This is a genomic window from Natrinema longum (assembly GCF_017352095.1).
GTDB lineage: Archaea > Halobacteriota > Halobacteria > Halobacteriales > Natrialbaceae > Natrinema > Natrinema longum.
The window spans coordinates 874,262-889,634 of the sequence record NZ_CP071463.1 but is presented as its reverse complement, the minus strand read 5'-3'; the positions used below and the strand labels follow the sequence as shown (position 1 = coordinate 889,634).

The following is a 15,373-nucleotide window of genomic DNA, read 5'->3' as shown; positions in this document are numbered from 1 at the left end:
TCCCATGGTGCATAATGGAAACAGTCAGTCCATTTCCGCTGCTGACTCGGGCGTGAGAAGTGTGTACCTCCCGAACGTCCCAATGGCACGACGCAGTCGCTCCGTCACTGCCTGATCGGAAATTCCGAGTTCGTCAGCTAACTCTGCGGTCGTACACCCTCGTGGAATGTCGTAGTATCCCCTTCGAATGGCAAGCGTCAACGCTTCTCGTTGGTGCTCACTCAGGCCGTACCACGGACCGGCCTCAGGGTCCGTCGGATTATATATGCGGATTAAATCCAAAGAGATGTGCGCGTCCTCACAACAGGTCTGGCACTGACTCATTGCTTCGCGGTCTGAGAATCGGATTTCGAAATTCCACCCTTCCGGTGATCCAGTAGCACCTAGTATTTGCCCGTCGTGTTCCAAAATGCACTGAAAAAGGTGGTCCTGGCTCGCATCCCAGTCGAGCCTGATGAGCGTCCGGTCGTCGAACACGTCAACCTCCGTGACGCTATTAACCGTTGGATAGCGTTCGACGGCCTCGAGAATGCCGTTTTCGACCGGTTCGTAGACCCAGAAGAGCGGCACGGTCACGTCCCCACTCGGGACGAGCGTTTCCAGTTCGATAGCCGAGGCTTTCTCTAGACTGAGGATTTGCCCGAGTTCAAAATCATCGGATGGGATGCGAACCTCCGTTATCACACTCATACTCGCTTGTAAGACTAGATTGTCCGGTTGCACAAAAGGAGGTGACATGGTGCACCATGGCCATCCGGGTGCCAGAGGTACACCCCGCTCGCAGCGCACACCATCTCGGCCAGCAACAGTGCGTTGACTCGTCTCGAAGCCATGATACACCACCCATGCCGGTTATTCGTCTGCCAGACGAAGGCTTCCGCATGGCGACTGTGATGGAGTTTACGAGTCCGGTAGCGGAGTTTCCGCTGGGAAGTGTGTTCGAGAACCTGCCGGGTGTGACCGTTGAACTGGAGCGATTGATTCCACACGAGACGCTGATTATCCCGTACTTCTGGGTGCGCGATGTAGAAACGAAGGATATCGAAGCTGCGTTCGAGTCACATTCCGGCGTGAGCAACATTCGAGTGGTCGATAGCGTCGAAGACGAGTATCTCATGCGGGCCGAGTGGGAGTCAGAGTACTTCGGCATCCTGAGTGCGCTTGCCAAGGCCAACGTCGTCGTGCTTTCCGGGATTGGAACGAAAGAGGAATGGCGGTTCGAGGTACGCGGTGAGAGTCAGGAGACGCTCGCTGAGTTTCGAGAATACTGCCAGGAAAACGATATTCCGATAGCGATCACCGCCGTCCACGCCATGCTTCCGATCCAGGGAGAGGGCTACGAGTTGACCGAGACCCAACGCGAGGCGCTGGTACTAGCCTACGAACGGGGCTACTTCGACTCCCCACGCGAGGCGTCGCTCGAAGAGATTGCCGACGAACTCGGTATCACCCAGCAGTCACTATCGTCACGACTCCGTCGGGGACATCGACGCCTTATTGGAGCGACACTCAGCAGTTCGTCGTGATCGTTCGGATAGTCTGCGTTTTAAACCTACTGTACTATCAGTATCCCTGTTGAACCGACTCAGACGGCTAGAATCAGTCTAGATGGGTACAACGATATCTGGGGTTGGAGTAGAAGCGGTTGAGTACGCTCAGGAATCTGGGACTGTTCGCACCCAGTTCGATCAGGAGAAGACACCAGCGAGCATGGCTGTTGTCGCAACGCTGGCGGACGTAATGGATACTGACCCTGTCGAACTCGACCCGCTCCATTCCACTGTTGACGCCGACGAATTAGATGCGCTCGTCCGCGTTCGCAACGGGACAAACGGGGATACCCACGCTGCATTCACGTACGAGGGGCACGCAATAACCGTACACAGCTACGGTGTGATCACTATCACACCAGAAAACGAACTCGCAGTGGAGAAACACGAAAGGGGGGCGGGAAGATGACGTCTGAGGAGACCTCGCTTGCGTCGAAGGAAGAATTAAACGCGGAGCTGAAAGACCTCCTTCGCAGGGCCTACGAGAGTGGAATCGATGTGGAAGGCGGATTCGAATGTCGGAATGGGGTCGAACATCCTGACTGGGACGTGATCGTCACCGAAGTCGAAAAGAACGAGCATTCGGAGTGAACGACTTCGAGCGTGGCCGGATCGGTAGCAACTACTTGACCTGTGAGTGACGAACGCTGTAACCAAGATCGCATCAAACGGGTACTCTCAGCGCAACAGCGGCGAGTATTACGTGCGCTCCTCGACGAGAGTTCGATGTCTGCTGACCCGATTCTTCGTAAGGGAGAGACTCTCAACTCCGGGGAGTACCTCACGATTTGTTACGAACTCCATCACGTCCTACTTCCCGAATTATCGGATGAGGGGTTCGTCGAGTTCGACAGGTTCGAAGACAAGGTACGGCGAGGAATGAAATTCAACGAGGTACGTCGGTTTCTTGAACAGATCGATGACGATCATGACGAGTAACCTGGTCCTGTAATCGATTTGCTACTGAATGCGCGCTTTGGGCTTGCACGACTACTTGAACAACTATCAGAACTGGCAGAACCCTCAGCGATCGATACGCAGCTCTCATCGACCGGCTGTTTCAGGCGATAATTTATCTGAAGAATGGGATTTCAACAGAGCCAGAGGAACCGGATCAAGAAGTATTGAGTCCCAGTTGTTGACCGTTTCCTGTCGATCGCCTACAGGTGCCTGGTCGTACCGGACAGCCATCTCATAGCTTTTCTGTCGAAGCTGTTGTTGGACGGCGGCGGGTCCCTGGTCACGGCTCATCTGCGGACCTACACTGTGTCTAATTGAGTACCAGGACATATCCCTGTGCTCCACCGGAATACCGGCTTCCTCGCAGAGTTTGTCCAGCAACCGGTTGAGCGACGAGCTACCGTACGGATTTCCGTACTTGGTAAGCCACAGTGCTTCCGTCCCCCGGTACTTTTCGTAATCTCTCGTTCACTCACCCATTTCCGGAGAATATTCGATGTGCGTTCGCTGAGAGCGACGTGCCAGTCATCCGTATTCTTCGTGGACTCATCCTTGGGGATTCGAAGCATCCCGTTCTCGAGATCCAACCGGCTTGTCTTGGCGCGTCCAACCTCCTTGGGTCTTAGTCCTGCGTCCATCGATGTGTAGACGATAGAGGGATACTTCCAGCCGTTCGCTTTCTCCCAGTCACTCCTGGTTACCTCGTTCTTCGGTTTCTCGAACCGCTGCGCCAGATGAGTCTTCCACTTCTCTCGTTCTCGGGGATCGAGGGAGTTGTAGTGGGGTATGGATCCGTACTCGAGACCACTCTGTTTGATCTTCCGTCGTTCGTCTCCTGTCAGGAAGTCCCGTATCTGGTGTGTAGCTCCTCCACTGGAGAACTTGATCTCCGGCTCCCAGTCGATACTCCGTCCTCTCTCATGGTTCAAATACTTGAACAGTGATTTGATCGCTTTCTGGACAGCAGCCTTGTGAGTCTTCGACAGCTCCTCGTACACCAACTCCTTACAGTACTCGTCCGCGTGATCTGTCGTGACGCGGAGCGTATAACCCTCTTCCTGCCTCCAGATCCACCGGTAGAACTGATCCAGTTTATGCCCTCTCTGCTGCGTAGTGTCGAACGCGTAACCCTCAGCCATCTCCGGATCCTTTCCCAGGTTGAGAAGCCACTTGATCAACTGTGTCCGGAAGCTGTGGTAGTCCTCGAGCTGCCGCTGGTTCAAGTATTTCTCCGACTGTTCCGGAACCACAACGATTCCATCGACCTCGTTACGTTCATCCTACATAAGCCCTCACCTCCGATTCCGCGAAAACAGGGGAACCGCTGACTATACCCCTAGTAAGCCTGAAACTTTTTATAATCCGGGGGCGGCTCCGGGGTGCGATACGCCAACCCACGTTGTAAGCTTCGAATGGCATGGTCGGGTCATTGCTGGAAACCCGGAAAACCAACGGGAGAAGGGCTATGGAGTGCGCGGACCGGGATTTGAACCCGGGCCATGAGCTTGGAAGGCTCAGGTCCTACCACTAGACCATCCGCGCGCAGTTTCGGGTTTTCGTTCCACGTTTAAGGCTCTTCCTTTTCGGTTCGATCCCCCGCTAGCGATCAGCGCCACCGCCGGCCCGAACGACGCGCGAAAAAACGAGTCACGGTATTCGACAGCCGACTCGGATCGGGCGGACACGAATACCCCGACGATGTCGATCAGTCGACGGTGCTCACCGCTCGAGCCAGGATCGAATGTCCAACAGCAATCCGGCCTCCGTGGCGAGGCGACGGCTACGCGTTCGACCCGGTGCCGGTCACTGTCGCGTAACAGTTCCCACTCGAGAGTTCTACCTCGCGACACTCGAGGGCGCTGTCGGCGAGTTCGGCCTCGAACTCGTCGGGGGCATAGATGTGGTAGAACCGGTCGACCGTCTCGCCGCCGGGGAGGGTCCACTCGATCGTCGTGTCGAACCCCTCGGTCTCCTCGAACTTGTCGTGGGCAGTCGACCACGCGCTGACGAGTGCATGGCCGCCCGGTCTGAGCACGCGCGCGAGCTCGTCCAAGCTAGCCGTGCGGGCGGCCCGCGTCGGCAGATGGTGCAGCGTCGCGACGTAGACCGCCACGTCGATACTGTCTGTCGCCAACGGAAGCGCCGCGGCGTCCCCCTGAATCAGGTCGACGGCGAAGCCACGCTTGAGCGCCCGTGTTTGCCCCGTCTCGAGCAGGCCGCGGCTGACGTCGAGGCCGACGACGGACTCGAGGTGGGCAGCGAGGAGTTCAGCGTGACGGCAGTTGCCACAGCCGAGGTCGAGCCCGACGCCTGCGACGTCGCTCGCGTGAGCCTCGACGAACGTCTCGACTTCGGGCCAGGCGTACTCTCGCGTGGACGCGAAGTGGGTCGCGATCCGATCGTAGGTGTCGCGTACGTCGGCGCGACGGGCGTCCTCGTCTCGGCTCTCCGTTCGGTCTCGAGCCCGATTCCGGTCCTCGGCCATCGTCGGGTGTCGTCGGGGAACGCGCAAAAAGCGTTCGCAACCCGCTCGAGGGACCCGCGTCGATCGGTCACGGTCGCGTATCGACGGGGAGAATGTGGGACCGTGACGGGGACTCGAGGAATTCGAGGGGTTTATCTATTCCCGACGGGAACTGTGGGATGCGTACGAGGGCTCGTAGATCAGGGGTAGATCACTCCCTTGGCATGGGAGAGGCCCCGGGTTCAAATCCCGGCGAGTCCACTCGAAATTTGGCGTTTCAGGCCTTCTAATTGCCGAATTCCGTTCCCTGTGGGTATTCTGGCGGCTATCGATACGACAGTGCTGACAGCGGCTTGTGTGAGAGTCATGTTCCTGTTATAGGTCTTCGATGAAGTCGCGTCGCTGTTCCATCTTCTCACGGTCTGTACGGCGGTCATAGTGGCGATCGAGGACTTCAGAGGAAACGTCACAGCGGTCGCTGACGATCTTCTCGGGAATGTCCTCGCGGAGCTGGTAGGTGATCGCCCCGCGCCGAATAGTGTGCGGCGAGAGACTGCTCGGGCAGTCGTAGTAGTGCCCGTACTCCGTGGCTTCGCAGTCGTTCGGATCGCGGTCGTGCGGGCACTCCCCGATCAGGCAGGGCTGGGTAAGCCGGTACACCTCCGAACGAATCTGTCCGGAACTCAGCCGCCCCTGGTCGCTCGTGACGAGCGGCTCGCGGCCGTGTTCGTCCACGACATCGTGACGGTGAAAACGGATGTACTCGTCAAGGACATCGCAGTAGTAGTCGTCGAGTGCCATCGCCCGCTCGGCTGGCCCCTGGTTCTTGAGCGGCGTGCCCGTATCGGGCCGGTGTCGTAACCAGAAGCACTGCTCGTCGGGCTCGTAGTCCTCGAGGTCGACCGCGCGAAGACTCCCGAGGCGGATCCCCGTGTGCCAGAGGATCGCCATGATGACGTGGTCACGGCTCGCGCGCTTGTACCGCTCGAGGTAGCCGATGATCTTGTGACCACGATCGGCGTCGAGCATCTCGTCGCGCGCTTCGTCACCGCGGTCGACGTCCGGCAGTTTCACCCGCTCGCGCATCCCCGGTTCGACGGCGTCGATCGACGCACAGAACTCGAGGAAGACGCGGAGCGTCGCGAGCTGCCCGCGGAGCGTCACGATGTTCACGTCCTGCTGTCGCCACACTCGGTATTGGTGGAGATGCCGGCCGGTGAGATCGTTGAGGTTGTCGATCCCGACCTCGTTGCACCACTCGACGAAGGCGTCGAGCCGGTACTTGTGATTCTGGAGCGTCTTCTCGCTCACCTCGAGTTCGCGGTGTGAGACGTAGAGGTCGACCGCTTCGCGTGGTGAGATCGGCTCGAGGTCATCGGTCATATCGACACCTCCCCCTCTTTACCATAGATCTGTGTCATTCGGATTCCTTGTTCTGAACACCCGCAAAACGGTCGTTTGGAGTGATCTACTTGGAGGCCGAGAGAATCATCAGGTAGCCAGACGACATTTCCACACTCCTCACAGACCCACTTGTTGTGCGTCGTCGCGCTGGGTTCAGTACCTTCTATAGACCGGTCACTCATGCGCTGACCCTCCGTGTCGCGTAGTTACTGAGCCGGCGGAAGACACCGCCGCGCCGGAGTCCCCTGCCACCGTCGGTGTAGACGATGTGACCGCCGGCGTGGCACTCGCTACAACGGAAGCAGGTCGTATCCGTCGAGCCCCAGGTGATACGCCGCGCGGTCGCCCCGCAGGTCGTGCAGCTGACCGTCTCGGGATCACCACTCATAGTCTTCCTTCGATTTTTCGAGTCGCAGTTTCGACCTCTGCACCACAGACGGGACAGGTCGCACCGTTCTCGTCCTTGACAGCGAGGACGTACGCACCGCCATTCGTACAGAAGCCCGTTGTGTGCGCTTCGTTACTCATCCTGATCACCGCTCTCGTCGCTGTCGTCGGCTTCGGTGACTTGGAGCCCGCAGGCGTCCGCGCGTCGGTGAACGCTCTCCTCAAGCAGCGCCTTGGCTTCGGGCAGCAGCGTGTAGCTGTTCGTCCGCCCGTCGAGTTCCCCGCGCTCGAGGAGATCGTCGTCGATGAGGCTGTCGAGGTTCTGGTACAGCCGTCCGTGGAGAACTTCGTCGTGGTGCTGCTCGAGTTGCTCCTTGATCGCGAGGCCGTAGGAATCCTCGCCAGTGGAGCCAATGGCGGCGATCGCCTCGAGAATGTCCCGCTGGAATCCGGTGAGGTCGCCCCAGGCGATGCCGCCGTCGGCCACCAGCTCGGGCTCGGCTTCGTAGTCCGTCGCGAGTTCGTCCGCGCAGTCCTCGCAGACGTAGCCGTCGGGCGTGATTACCTCTTTCCAGCCGTCACAGCCGGGCGTGTCGCAGGAGTAGAGCGGGTGTCCGCTCATTCGTCATCCCCCTCCCCGTCCTCGAGCGGACGGAAGTTCTGCTGTACCATGTCGGGGACGGGAAGGTGGCCGTCGCGTTCGTAGCCCGCGTCCTCGAGGGCCGCGTCGATCTCGGCGACGTCTTGCTCGTCGGCATCGCTGTGGATCACGAAGTGACCATAATCGTCGTCGTACTGCGCGATGCTGTCGGGATCAGCGTCCGGGATCGATTCGACCGCGTCGACGAGCGCGTCGTCGACCATCTTAGATCCCCTCCTGCTCGCGCCGAGTCACGTCGTGGTCCTCGATCGCCGTGTGAATCGCCGTCGGCGACCGAAACCCCTCGCCGTGGATCGCGTCGAGGGTGTTGATGACTTCGGAGAGAACCGCGTTCTGGTACCGCAGTTCGCTGGCGATCGTCTCGAGCGCGTCCGCTTGCCGCCGTGCTTCGGGTGAGCCCGACGTTGGATCACCGTCAGCGCGGAGAGGCGAGCAGGAGTGACAAATTGGTTCGTCGCTGCGGGCGTCGTAGCCTTCTGCTCGAGCGCCGCAGGCGCACCGAGCGTCAGACCTTTTGGCTGGCGATGTCTCTTGCCGTGCGTGGGGTACATGCCCCACGGAAGTTCCGAGATTCATTATCATCACGGAGCTACCTTCTGGGCGGCGCTGGGACGCCGCCCAATCCCACATACCAACAAGAGTCATCTTCAGCCGAGTTGGTAGCTCCTCAACCACATGTGTAGCCTCCCGGAACATGAATGTTACGGGAACTTATCTGTGAACCATGGGAGTGCGAATGCTATTTTAAGTATATTTAGACACCGTCGAAGCGTATATGAGAGTATGCGCTACTCAGGAGACTGGATGTCTCTCGTCGATGATCGTATTTTAGAATATATTTACGAGAACGATTCAGGTTCTCCAAAAGAAATGAAAGATAAGGGTCATATTCGCTACTCTCGGCAGCATATCGCCCGAAGGTGCAGGAAACTCAACGAGAAAGGGCTTCTCACCCATCTTGGTAACGGAGTCTACGTCATCACTGATGAGGGTGAAGCCTATCTCAAAGGTGAACTTGACACAGAGACTTGGACTCGAGTTAATAGGAACGAAGATAAAGCCGATTCCTCTACAAATAGCGTCCAAAATTCAACCTAACCTATTCGTATGAAACAGCGCCACTCTGCGTCTTGGATGGTGCAACTCGATGACCGTATACTCGAGCATCTGGATGAAGAACCATGGTCGTCAGTGTCAGTGATGGATTCAAGATCGTACTTCCGAGCGTCAAAGAGTCGAATAAGAGAACGATGTCAGATGCTCGCCTGTGCTGGTTTAATTGCTCCAGTCCATCATGATATGTATGAGATTACGACGTGGGGGATACGTTATCTTGAGGGTGAAATAGATGCGGACCATCAGCCAAAGCCATCACAACAGTTGATCAGAAAACGAATCACCAGAATTTAAGACTAATTAATATAATATATAATTATGGCTAATACAAAATCCAATTCAATGAGTTCCATCCGGGATGACTGGTGGCAAGTTGTCGCAGTACTGCCTTTTCTTTATCTAATAGTGTACTTTTTCATTCTCTTTGTACAGGATAGTATCACCATTCGCTACATCCAATTGGGGTTGGTACTCTTATATTCAATTTCACTTGTATATGATGCACGGTACATTCGAGAGACCACCTCACAACGGAGTCCCGGAAAATGGTTGACTTGGATTCTTGTATTTCTCGTTCTTATAACGATGGGTGCTTTATCGTTTATTGTCTCGCCATATTATCTTTACAAACGAAATGATTATGTGTCATTCTCGATTTGACGATATTCTGAAAAGGTGCATGGTGCTGAAAACGAGGTAGATCTCAACAGAAACGGCTCGAACGACGGTCCAACTGCAAGCCAAACCACTGAAACGTAATGAGCCGGAAGCCCGCCCGCTGGATGTGCACACTGGATGAACGGATTCTTGAGCACCTTTCAGATAATCCGTGGTCTACACCACGGCATATGTCTCAAGTCATCAAACTCATAGCATCGCGTGGGCGGGTTGACGAACGGTGTCAACTCCTTTCTCAGGTCGGGCTCGTCGCCCCGATCTTCGAGGACAGCAATATGTACGAGATCACCTGCGAGGGGACAGAGTATCTCGACGGCGAGCTCGATGTTGGGAACCGACCGACGCCGTCTCCTCGAGCGTTACGTGGTTGACCGTTCCTTCTGAATGAGTAGCTGACAATGGAGATGCCGCACAGCATTTGATATAAATATCAATCAGACCGGCGATCTTTCCCATATACCTGGTAGAGCTCATTTGTTAATTCGGATGCTAGATGATCATCGTTTAATAACCGTAGAAGATCATGGCGGTGTCGCAAGTCTGGGACCCTAATTCCTCGGCCATCCTCAGGATCTTCCTCAATATTTAGATTCAGATTATATTCATTAATTATCTCTTCTGCTTTATCAAGTGTTAGTGAATCATATACACCGACTTTTTCAATAACACTCATTTTTCTCAGAGAGATATTGTCGTTCATCACTGTTGTCTTTACTTTGTCTAGATTATGTATTGTGAGATCAGACTCTTCTAAACTGTCGAAAACGCTTGATGCACTCTCTTCATATGTCTCGAAATAATCAAACATCTTCTCGAATCTTCCAGGGTTGAAAATGAAAAGGACACCATTATAATATATAACGTCATATGTGTCTGGTAGAGCAACTAGGTCCTCCTCAAACGTATTATACTCGTTTCCTCTCAAGGCAGCTTTTATTTTCCATGTATGTCCAATTATTTGGCTTTTTGTATATACACTAAATGCTGCAAAGCGATCCTGATGAAGCCGATTAATCGCCCGGAATACTTGAAAAGATGGGTCATCTTCTTCTCCATAAGTTGTTTCAGAGAAAGAATTCCCCATTACGATTGACTGAAAACGATCAAACAAAGGTACGTCATCAGTATCAATGTACTGAATAGGCACCTTCTTTTTATTAGCATTTTCAATATCGTATTTTGCTAGGCTTCTAGACTCGTTCTTTAGTTTGTTGAGTTCAGTCTGAAGTTGCTCTAGAACCCACTTGCTAATTTTTATCTGAATATTTCTGTGAAGAGGAACCTCTCCAGCCTCATATTCTCCATCAATATTGTCAGATTTGTCTACTAAAAGAAACTGTCTAGTATAATTTGTGGGATCCTCGTTAACGAGATCCTTTGCTTTACGCAAATGGTCATGCGCATCCTCCACATCCATTGCTAGTAAGCGGCGATATGTACGTCATTACTTAGTTCTATTGTTTGAACAGATTCTGGGAACTTGTCAGGGTTCTTGCGAGATATTAACGTAATCTGTTTCCGCCCTGTATCAATTTCATATATATCGTAATTAAATATGGCCAGGACAGGATTTACATGAAGTTGGTTAGAGCGCACCTGAACAATTCCAATCACAATAAAGAATACGCCGAAAGCTAACCAGTTACCCACTTCCGTGTAGTCAAGAACCACAAATGGGAAAATATAGACTAAGATATAACTAGTTATAAGATCATTCCGGCTTCGATATGATTCAACATCAGTCCACTTCGGCTCCTTAGTCTTTCTAACAGATATTGCAAGCCAGAGACCGAATAGAGAAGCTATTGTCAGGATGATCCAGAGAACAGTAAGAATAGGAACATCAATAGATTCAATACCAGTGTATTCGCTCAAATATCTATGATCTACTGTTACTTTGAACCCCCAGTGTTTGAACATTAATATTGCATACAGAGGTGTGAAAGAACTGAAGAAAAGAAGCCATTTTAAATATCCTCTGTACTCTGCCATAGTGGACTCCTGATTTCTAGTTATGAGTTTCTTGCGCGTTGCTGCTTTGCTGGGTTGTATCTGAGGGGTTGCATGCATATACATTTCTGCCCCGAAGTGGAACTAAAACGATTCTATGATTAAACCCCATAGGAACACCTGAAGAGCTTGTTTATAGGAACTTCTCAACTGGAGGAGTTCCCGAATCTAAAGCCAATCAACCTTATTTCTCTCTCGTTGTTGTGCCTCTGGGCTATAACTTCCCCGGTAGTGTTCAAGGAAGGTCTCAAGATCATTCCATCCTCCCCAATCACACACCAAGAGCGGATCGACGTCAGCGGAGGCAAGTGCAGTCGCCCAGGTCCGTCGGAGGTCGTGAAAGCCGAGATGATTCCATCCGGCGTCTTCCGTCTTGTCATACAGCTGGTTAGCCGCCGATCGAACCCACCGGCGAAGCGATCGAGTACTCGTGATCTCGACGAGCGACGAGCTGGTCGGCGCGTCGCGGACGTCGTCGACAGTACGGATGGTCGTCGCCAGATCTCGCGGGACTGGCGTCTCGCGGAACTTGTCCCCTTTCCCGTGCCAGACGCGGAGCATCGTTCCGGCATCAGTATCGACGATATCCTCAGGAGCGACGTCGAGGACTTCGTGTGAGCGGAGGCCGCAGCGGGCACCGAGCGCGAACGCGATCCGCTGCTGGGTTCCATCGGCAGCCTCGAGCAACTGTTCTACTTCGTTCTGGCTGAGCCAGACCTTCATATCGTCGCGATTCTCGTGCTGTTTCAGATTCATGGCGTCCGAGTTGCCTGCATCTCGGACAAAAACGGGCGGGAATCTAGTTCTTTCGGTGGGGCTCGAAGGGGATATTGGGGTGAATCTGTCCGAGACTACCGCAATTCCCGGACACTGTATCGATGATGTCCTTATGCCTCAAACTAATCAGGCCGAGACTCTGATGTAACTGCATCACAGTACCAAGACGGAGCTAAATGCCAGACGTTCTTAAACGCCTCATCAAGTACGTAAAATTCGCAATTATCCTCAGCACTACGGACGCCACGGCCTGCAGCTTGGACTAATTCAGTCGTTGCCTCAGAATGATACCAAGACCAACCTCGATTTTCCTGTAGATAGCGGACTCTGGGATCTGCCAAATTCGGATATGGTACTTTTGTGGCCACCTGCCAGCGGCACTTGTCTCCCGCAAGATCTACGCCTTCCTTCATAGATGGTGTGATTAAAATCTGTGTCCCAGTGTAGGTAGCAGAGTCAGATTGGCCGCCCTGCCACGTTGCAAGCGCTGATTCAGCATCTTGTTCTTTCTTATGGACAGTAACCGATACGTCCACATCGCTAAGATCGTCAATTGTCTCCCCAAGATGAGAAGCTTGCTTATAGCTTGAAACGTGGACAAGACCCTTCTCACTAGGGTGGAGAGTGGAAAGTTCGTTGATGGTACGGCTGATTTCGTCGATATTGGCATCAAAACCTCCGCTTGACATATTCCCGATGTAGTCAATCCTAACCCTGCGATTCTCAACCGGGAAGGGTGAATCTTCAGTGATAACGTGTGTTGATTCAGGATCCAAACCGATCCGATCTACCCACTTTAAGATACCTTCCTTGCGGTCAGTTGCCCCATGAGAAGGAATAGTAGCCGATGAGAGAACTACTTTATCGGCTCTATTCCAGATCTGTTGCTTAAGCAGGTCACCAACGTTTGCAGGGTTAAATTTGTATTCTGTCGCCGTGAGTGGACCGGTATTAACATCGACAAACCAAGGGTTCTCTTCAGGATCATACTCGTCGGAGAAGCCTACCTCAATATTACTGACAAAATCGCGGAGTTCTCCCATGATTTGAATCTCTTTCTCGATCTCATTGCGAAGCTCAGACAGTGGCTGAGAAGGATAGTCCTTCGCATCAACCATCCGCATATCGATTGACTCAGGGAGCTTAAGATTCTCTATAAAATCGGCCATGCCCTCAGAAATCTGGGCCTGCAACTCCGCTTCAGAGAGTCCCGTCTCCAAATTTTGCTTCCGTCTGATAGCCCCTTTCACTAATCGTGCGTACCTTTTTCTGTGATTTTGGAGTTCGGCGATCGCATCCTCCTTTGCGCCAAATAAATCGTCAATAAGATCGTTGCTAACAATGTGATCCTCAAGCGGAGCCAGTTCTAAATCGTGACTAGGATCCTCAGCATGGAACAAGGAGTCAGGGATTGCAGATCGAAGTGACTCACCGATTCCTAATTCTTCAAGGTTGGTTGAGAGTTCAGGCGTGAGTTTAAACCCAGCAAACATCGACGAATACTGTTGTTCAATTGAATGTGCTTCATCTACAATAAGCAGTTCGCGATCGCCAAATGAAATCTGCTCTTGATCATCTGAGTTTGGGTTAACAACCGGAATGAAACCGTCTATTCTAAGATATGCAAACGTCAATCCCGCTATCTTTGATTCTATAGCACGCTCCTTTGCGTTCCAATACTGGCAGCCTGAATGGTCGCTGCATTTCTCGATGTCGGTGTTGTTGACGTGGCACTCTGCACAATTTACCGGATCACCAGGACTCGAAGCATAGTCACAGATATAGTCCTTGCGAGCACGAAGTGTATTTACGTATCCATTCAGCAGAGAATCGTTTACAAGTTGATCTCGAAGTGATTTCTGTGGTGTTGTGTAAAAAGAGCTGTTCGCTAAATTGCAGAGAGCAGTGTTAATAACTGACTTTCCAACTCCAGTCGGAGCATCGATTACGATTATGTCGTGGTCAGTATCACCGAATAGAACTGAAGCGGCCTCCTTGTAGATCCTCTGTTGTCCACTTCTATAACCGGGAGCTGGCCAATTTGCATCTAAATCACGGTCAATATCCGGAAGGGGTGGTTGTGTTCTAGTCATTTGACTGCTCTCGAGCAGAGATTCTCATATCAAAGTATGTCTATAGACATTAATTGTTTTCTGAATTATAGCCAAAGTGATCGGATTGACTACTGAGTCTATCGGAGACGACAGGAGAGTACGACACAGATGGAGGTATCCAACGACACAGTCAAGCTGAGAATCTGTCTCATCTCTCCACAGAAATTATAATAGTGTAACCGAATCGATTGGAAACACACCAATGGTTCTTCTCTGGATCAATAATATCGAAAGTTGGGTTGGAGTACTAAGCGGACTGGGCTCTCTTCTGTTGTCTGGGATTCTAGCGTATCTCTATTATCAGCAGCATGCCGAGCTACGGCGGCAAGTCGACACACAGGCCCAACAAAAGGAGCTAATGGCGAAGCAAACAGAGTTGATGGCTGTGTTGAATCGCCATACGGCGGTGGATTTCACTGTTTGACGGCCCGCTTGATGTTATAGACGACACACATCAGGGTGATTTCACGGAACTCTCGATACCAGGTACGCGCTCGCACGGCGTAGCCGAGCGAGCGCTTGATTGCGGAGTTCACGGTTTCAGTCATTGATCGCTGAGCGTACCGATTGTCGTCAATACGAGCGTTGTGAGCGTGATCGTATGGGGCGAAGATCCGATGTTTGATCAGCGGGCGAATGTCGAGTTCACGGAGCTGGTCGCGGAGCGCTTGCTTATCGTAGCCCTTGTCAGCGGCAAGGGACCGCAGATCGCCCGCATTCCGGCGGGCGATCTGCTCACAGAGGTCCGCGTCGCTTCCTTCTAACGTTGTTGAACAGTGGAGATCAAGAACGGCTTGCGTTGCTGTATCGACGAGTTTTTGACTTTGAGCGTTTGAACGCGGTAATTCGTTCGGTGGCAGTAGTGGCGGCTCGCACGATCACGTTCGTAGAATGTTGCGTCGATAGCAGCGTGTTCAGAGGGGTTGTGCAGCTGCGCCGAGTGGCGCAGCAGCACTCGACAGACACTCATCTCGATCCGATCAAACGACTTACACAGCGTAGATGGATCGGGGAGATCGGCCACGTCAAGGCCGATCTCCCCTGTTATTTGCGGCATTTCCTTCAACAGATCGATCGTCATCCGGTAGGACGTATCGAGGTAAATCCGGAGGCAATGCAGCGAAATGAGGGCATAGTCGGCGAATCCGCCGCCACCAGTCGGGGCGGCGGATTCGCCTCGTTCACCCGTAACTCTTTGTGCAATCAAGACGCAACGCTCGGTGAAGCGGGAGATTTGTGTCATGGACAACCA

The 15,373-nt window shown here is 53.1% G+C and carries 17 protein-coding genes, 2 tRNA genes and 1 pseudogene; 7 read left to right on the top strand and 13 right to left on the bottom strand.

All coding sequences use genetic code 11. The annotated features are described in order from the left end of the window. Positions 1–24: 24 nt before the first annotated feature. Positions 25–690: a helix-turn-helix domain-containing protein gene (locus J0X27_RS04415; RefSeq protein WP_207271229.1), complete on the bottom strand. Its 666-nt coding sequence runs from the start codon at positions 688–690 to the stop codon at positions 25–27. A gap of 191 nt (positions 691–881) precedes the next feature. On the opposite strand from J0X27_RS04415, the gene J0X27_RS04410 reads away from it, so the two are divergent. From J0X27_RS04410 to J0X27_RS04395, 4 genes are all read left to right on the top strand, one after another. Then, on the top strand, positions 882–1,526 hold the full coding sequence (locus J0X27_RS04410; RefSeq protein WP_207272026.1) for a helix-turn-helix domain-containing protein: 645 nt from the start codon (positions 882–884) through the stop codon (positions 1,524–1,526). An 82-nt stretch (positions 1,527–1,608) separates the two neighbouring features. Then, positions 1,609–1,959, top strand: coding sequence for a HalOD1 output domain-containing protein (locus J0X27_RS04405; protein ID WP_207271228.1), 351 nt, complete (start codon positions 1,609–1,611; stop codon positions 1,957–1,959). Next, positions 1,956–2,141, top strand: a complete 186-nt coding sequence (locus J0X27_RS04400; RefSeq protein ID WP_207271227.1) for a hypothetical protein — start codon at positions 1,956–1,958, stop codon at positions 2,139–2,141. The genes J0X27_RS04405 and J0X27_RS04400 overlap by 4 nt, the downstream gene beginning before the upstream one ends. Before the next feature lie 135 nt (positions 2,142–2,276). After that, the gene (locus tag J0X27_RS04395; protein WP_207271226.1) at positions 2,277–2,489 is read left to right on the top strand and encodes a hypothetical protein; all 213 of its coding nucleotides are present in this window, start codon (positions 2,277–2,279) and stop codon (positions 2,487–2,489) included. A 320-nt stretch (positions 2,490–2,809) separates the two neighbouring features. Here J0X27_RS04395 and J0X27_RS04390 read toward each other — a convergent pair whose 3' ends face one another. From J0X27_RS04390 to J0X27_RS04380, 3 genes are all read right to left on the bottom strand, one after another. After that, positions 2,810–3,760 carry a site-specific integrase gene (locus J0X27_RS04390; protein WP_224214658.1) on the bottom strand — a complete coding sequence of 317 codons (951 nt, stop codon included), beginning with the start codon at positions 3,758–3,760 and terminating at the stop codon, positions 2,810–2,812. 221 nt (positions 3,761–3,981) lie between these two features. Beyond that, positions 3,982–4,052: transfer RNA gene (locus J0X27_RS04385), tRNA-Gly, on the bottom strand. A 238-nt stretch (positions 4,053–4,290) separates the two neighbouring features. Then, positions 4,291–4,995: a class I SAM-dependent methyltransferase gene (locus J0X27_RS04380; protein ID WP_207271225.1), complete on the bottom strand. Its 705-nt coding sequence runs from the start codon at positions 4,993–4,995 to the stop codon at positions 4,291–4,293. A gap of 168 nt (positions 4,996–5,163) precedes the next feature. Here J0X27_RS04380 and J0X27_RS04375 point away from each other — a divergent pair. After that, positions 5,164–5,235 (top strand) — tRNA-Ala (locus tag J0X27_RS04375). A 114-nt stretch (positions 5,236–5,349) separates the two neighbouring features. Here J0X27_RS04375 and J0X27_RS04370 read toward each other — a convergent pair. The 4 genes from J0X27_RS04370 to J0X27_RS04355 all read right to left on the bottom strand — a co-directional run bounded on the left by J0X27_RS04370 (position 5,350) and on the right by J0X27_RS04355 (position 8,002). Further along, positions 5,350–6,357, bottom strand: coding sequence for a tyrosine-type recombinase/integrase (locus tag J0X27_RS04370; protein WP_207271224.1), 1,008 nt, complete (start codon positions 6,355–6,357; stop codon positions 5,350–5,352). A gap of 541 nt (positions 6,358–6,898) precedes the next feature. Further along, positions 6,899–7,387: a helix-turn-helix transcriptional regulator gene (locus J0X27_RS04365; protein ID WP_207271223.1), complete on the bottom strand. Its 489-nt coding sequence runs from the start codon at positions 7,385–7,387 to the stop codon at positions 6,899–6,901. Next, positions 7,384–7,629 carry a hypothetical protein gene (locus tag J0X27_RS04360; protein WP_207271222.1) on the bottom strand — a complete coding sequence of 82 codons (246 nt, stop codon included), beginning with the start codon at positions 7,627–7,629 and terminating at the stop codon, positions 7,384–7,386. The genes J0X27_RS04365 and J0X27_RS04360 overlap by 4 nt, the downstream gene beginning before the upstream one ends. A gap of 1 nt (position 7,630) precedes the next feature. Continuing rightward, on the bottom strand, positions 7,631–8,002 hold the full coding sequence (locus J0X27_RS04355) for a hypothetical protein (RefSeq protein ID WP_224214659.1): 372 nt from the start codon (positions 8,000–8,002) through the stop codon (positions 7,631–7,633). 207 nt (positions 8,003–8,209) lie between these two features. Here J0X27_RS04355 and J0X27_RS17855 point away from each other — a divergent pair, with 207 nt between their 5' ends. Then, positions 8,210–8,524: a helix-turn-helix domain-containing protein gene (locus J0X27_RS17855; protein ID WP_224214660.1), complete on the top strand. Its 315-nt coding sequence runs from the start codon at positions 8,210–8,212 to the stop codon at positions 8,522–8,524. An 866-nt stretch (positions 8,525–9,390) separates the two neighbouring features. Continuing rightward, on the top strand, positions 9,391–9,591 hold the full coding sequence (locus J0X27_RS04350; RefSeq protein WP_242634235.1) for a hypothetical protein: 201 nt from the start codon (positions 9,391–9,393) through the stop codon (positions 9,589–9,591). A gap of 59 nt (positions 9,592–9,650) precedes the next feature. On the opposite strand, the gene J0X27_RS04345 is transcribed toward J0X27_RS04350, so the two are convergent. The 5 genes and pseudogenes from J0X27_RS04345 to J0X27_RS04325 all read right to left on the bottom strand — a co-directional run bounded on the left by J0X27_RS04345 (position 9,651) and on the right by J0X27_RS04325 (position 15,364). After that, positions 9,651–10,637, bottom strand: a complete 987-nt coding sequence (locus J0X27_RS04345; protein WP_207271220.1) for a Kiwa anti-phage protein KwaB-like domain-containing protein — start codon at positions 10,635–10,637, stop codon at positions 9,651–9,653. A 2-nt stretch (positions 10,638–10,639) separates the two neighbouring features. Beyond that, complete coding sequence (locus J0X27_RS04340) at positions 10,640–11,212, bottom strand: hypothetical protein (protein ID WP_207271219.1); 573 nt, start codon at positions 11,210–11,212, stop codon at positions 10,640–10,642. Between the two features lie 186 nt (positions 11,213–11,398). Beyond that, positions 11,399–11,986 (bottom strand): tyrosine-type recombinase/integrase, encoded by a 588-nt coding sequence (locus J0X27_RS04335; protein WP_207271218.1) that lies wholly within the window; start codon positions 11,984–11,986, stop codon positions 11,399–11,401. Between the two features lie 143 nt (positions 11,987–12,129). Continuing rightward, the gene (locus J0X27_RS04330; RefSeq protein ID WP_207271217.1) at positions 12,130–14,100 is read right to left on the bottom strand and encodes a helicase C-terminal domain-containing protein; all 1,971 of its coding nucleotides are present in this window, start codon (positions 14,098–14,100) and stop codon (positions 12,130–12,132) included. 434 nt (positions 14,101–14,534) lie between these two features. Next, positions 14,535–15,364, bottom strand: a pseudogene (locus tag J0X27_RS04325) (IS5 family transposase). Between the last annotated feature and the right edge of the window lie 9 nt (positions 15,365–15,373).

Excerpts from the sequence above, each read along its gene's own strand:
- J0X27_RS04415 (WP_207271229.1), bottom strand. The coding sequence starts at position 690 with ATGAGTGTGATAACGGAGGTTCGCATCCCATCCGATGATTTTGAACTC.
- J0X27_RS04410 (WP_207272026.1), top strand. The coding sequence starts at position 882 with ATGGCGACTGTGATGGAGTTTACGAGTCCGGTAGCGGAGTTTCCGCTG.
- J0X27_RS04405 (WP_207271228.1), top strand. The coding sequence starts at position 1,609 with ATGGGTACAACGATATCTGGGGTTGGAGTAGAAGCGGTTGAGTACGCT.
- J0X27_RS04400 (WP_207271227.1), top strand. The coding sequence starts at position 1,956 with ATGACGTCTGAGGAGACCTCGCTTGCGTCGAAGGAAGAATTAAACGCG.
- J0X27_RS04395 (WP_207271226.1), top strand. The coding sequence starts at position 2,277 with ATGTCTGCTGACCCGATTCTTCGTAAGGGAGAGACTCTCAACTCCGGG.
- J0X27_RS04380 (WP_207271225.1), bottom strand. The coding sequence starts at position 4,995 with ATGGCCGAGGACCGGAATCGGGCTCGAGACCGAACGGAGAGCCGAGAC.
- J0X27_RS04370 (WP_207271224.1), bottom strand. The coding sequence starts at position 6,357 with ATGACCGATGACCTCGAGCCGATCTCACCACGCGAAGCGGTCGACCTC.
- J0X27_RS04365 (WP_207271223.1), bottom strand. The coding sequence starts at position 7,387 with ATGAGCGGACACCCGCTCTACTCCTGCGACACGCCCGGCTGTGACGGC.
- J0X27_RS04360 (WP_207271222.1), bottom strand. The coding sequence starts at position 7,629 with ATGGTCGACGACGCGCTCGTCGACGCGGTCGAATCGATCCCGGACGCT.
- J0X27_RS04355 (WP_224214659.1), bottom strand. The coding sequence starts at position 8,002 with ATGAATCTCGGAACTTCCGTGGGGCATGTACCCCACGCACGGCAAGAG.
- J0X27_RS17855 (WP_224214660.1), top strand. The coding sequence starts at position 8,210 with ATGCGCTACTCAGGAGACTGGATGTCTCTCGTCGATGATCGTATTTTA.
- J0X27_RS04350 (WP_242634235.1), top strand. The coding sequence starts at position 9,391 with ATGTCTCAAGTCATCAAACTCATAGCATCGCGTGGGCGGGTTGACGAA.
- J0X27_RS04345 (WP_207271220.1), bottom strand. The coding sequence starts at position 10,637 with ATGGATGTGGAGGATGCGCATGACCATTTGCGTAAAGCAAAGGATCTC.
- J0X27_RS04340 (WP_207271219.1), bottom strand. The coding sequence starts at position 11,212 with ATGGCAGAGTACAGAGGATATTTAAAATGGCTTCTTTTCTTCAGTTCT.
- J0X27_RS04335 (WP_207271218.1), bottom strand. The coding sequence starts at position 11,986 with ATGAATCTGAAACAGCACGAGAATCGCGACGATATGAAGGTCTGGCTC.
- J0X27_RS04330 (WP_207271217.1), bottom strand. The coding sequence starts at position 14,100 with ATGACTAGAACACAACCACCCCTTCCGGATATTGACCGTGATTTAGAT.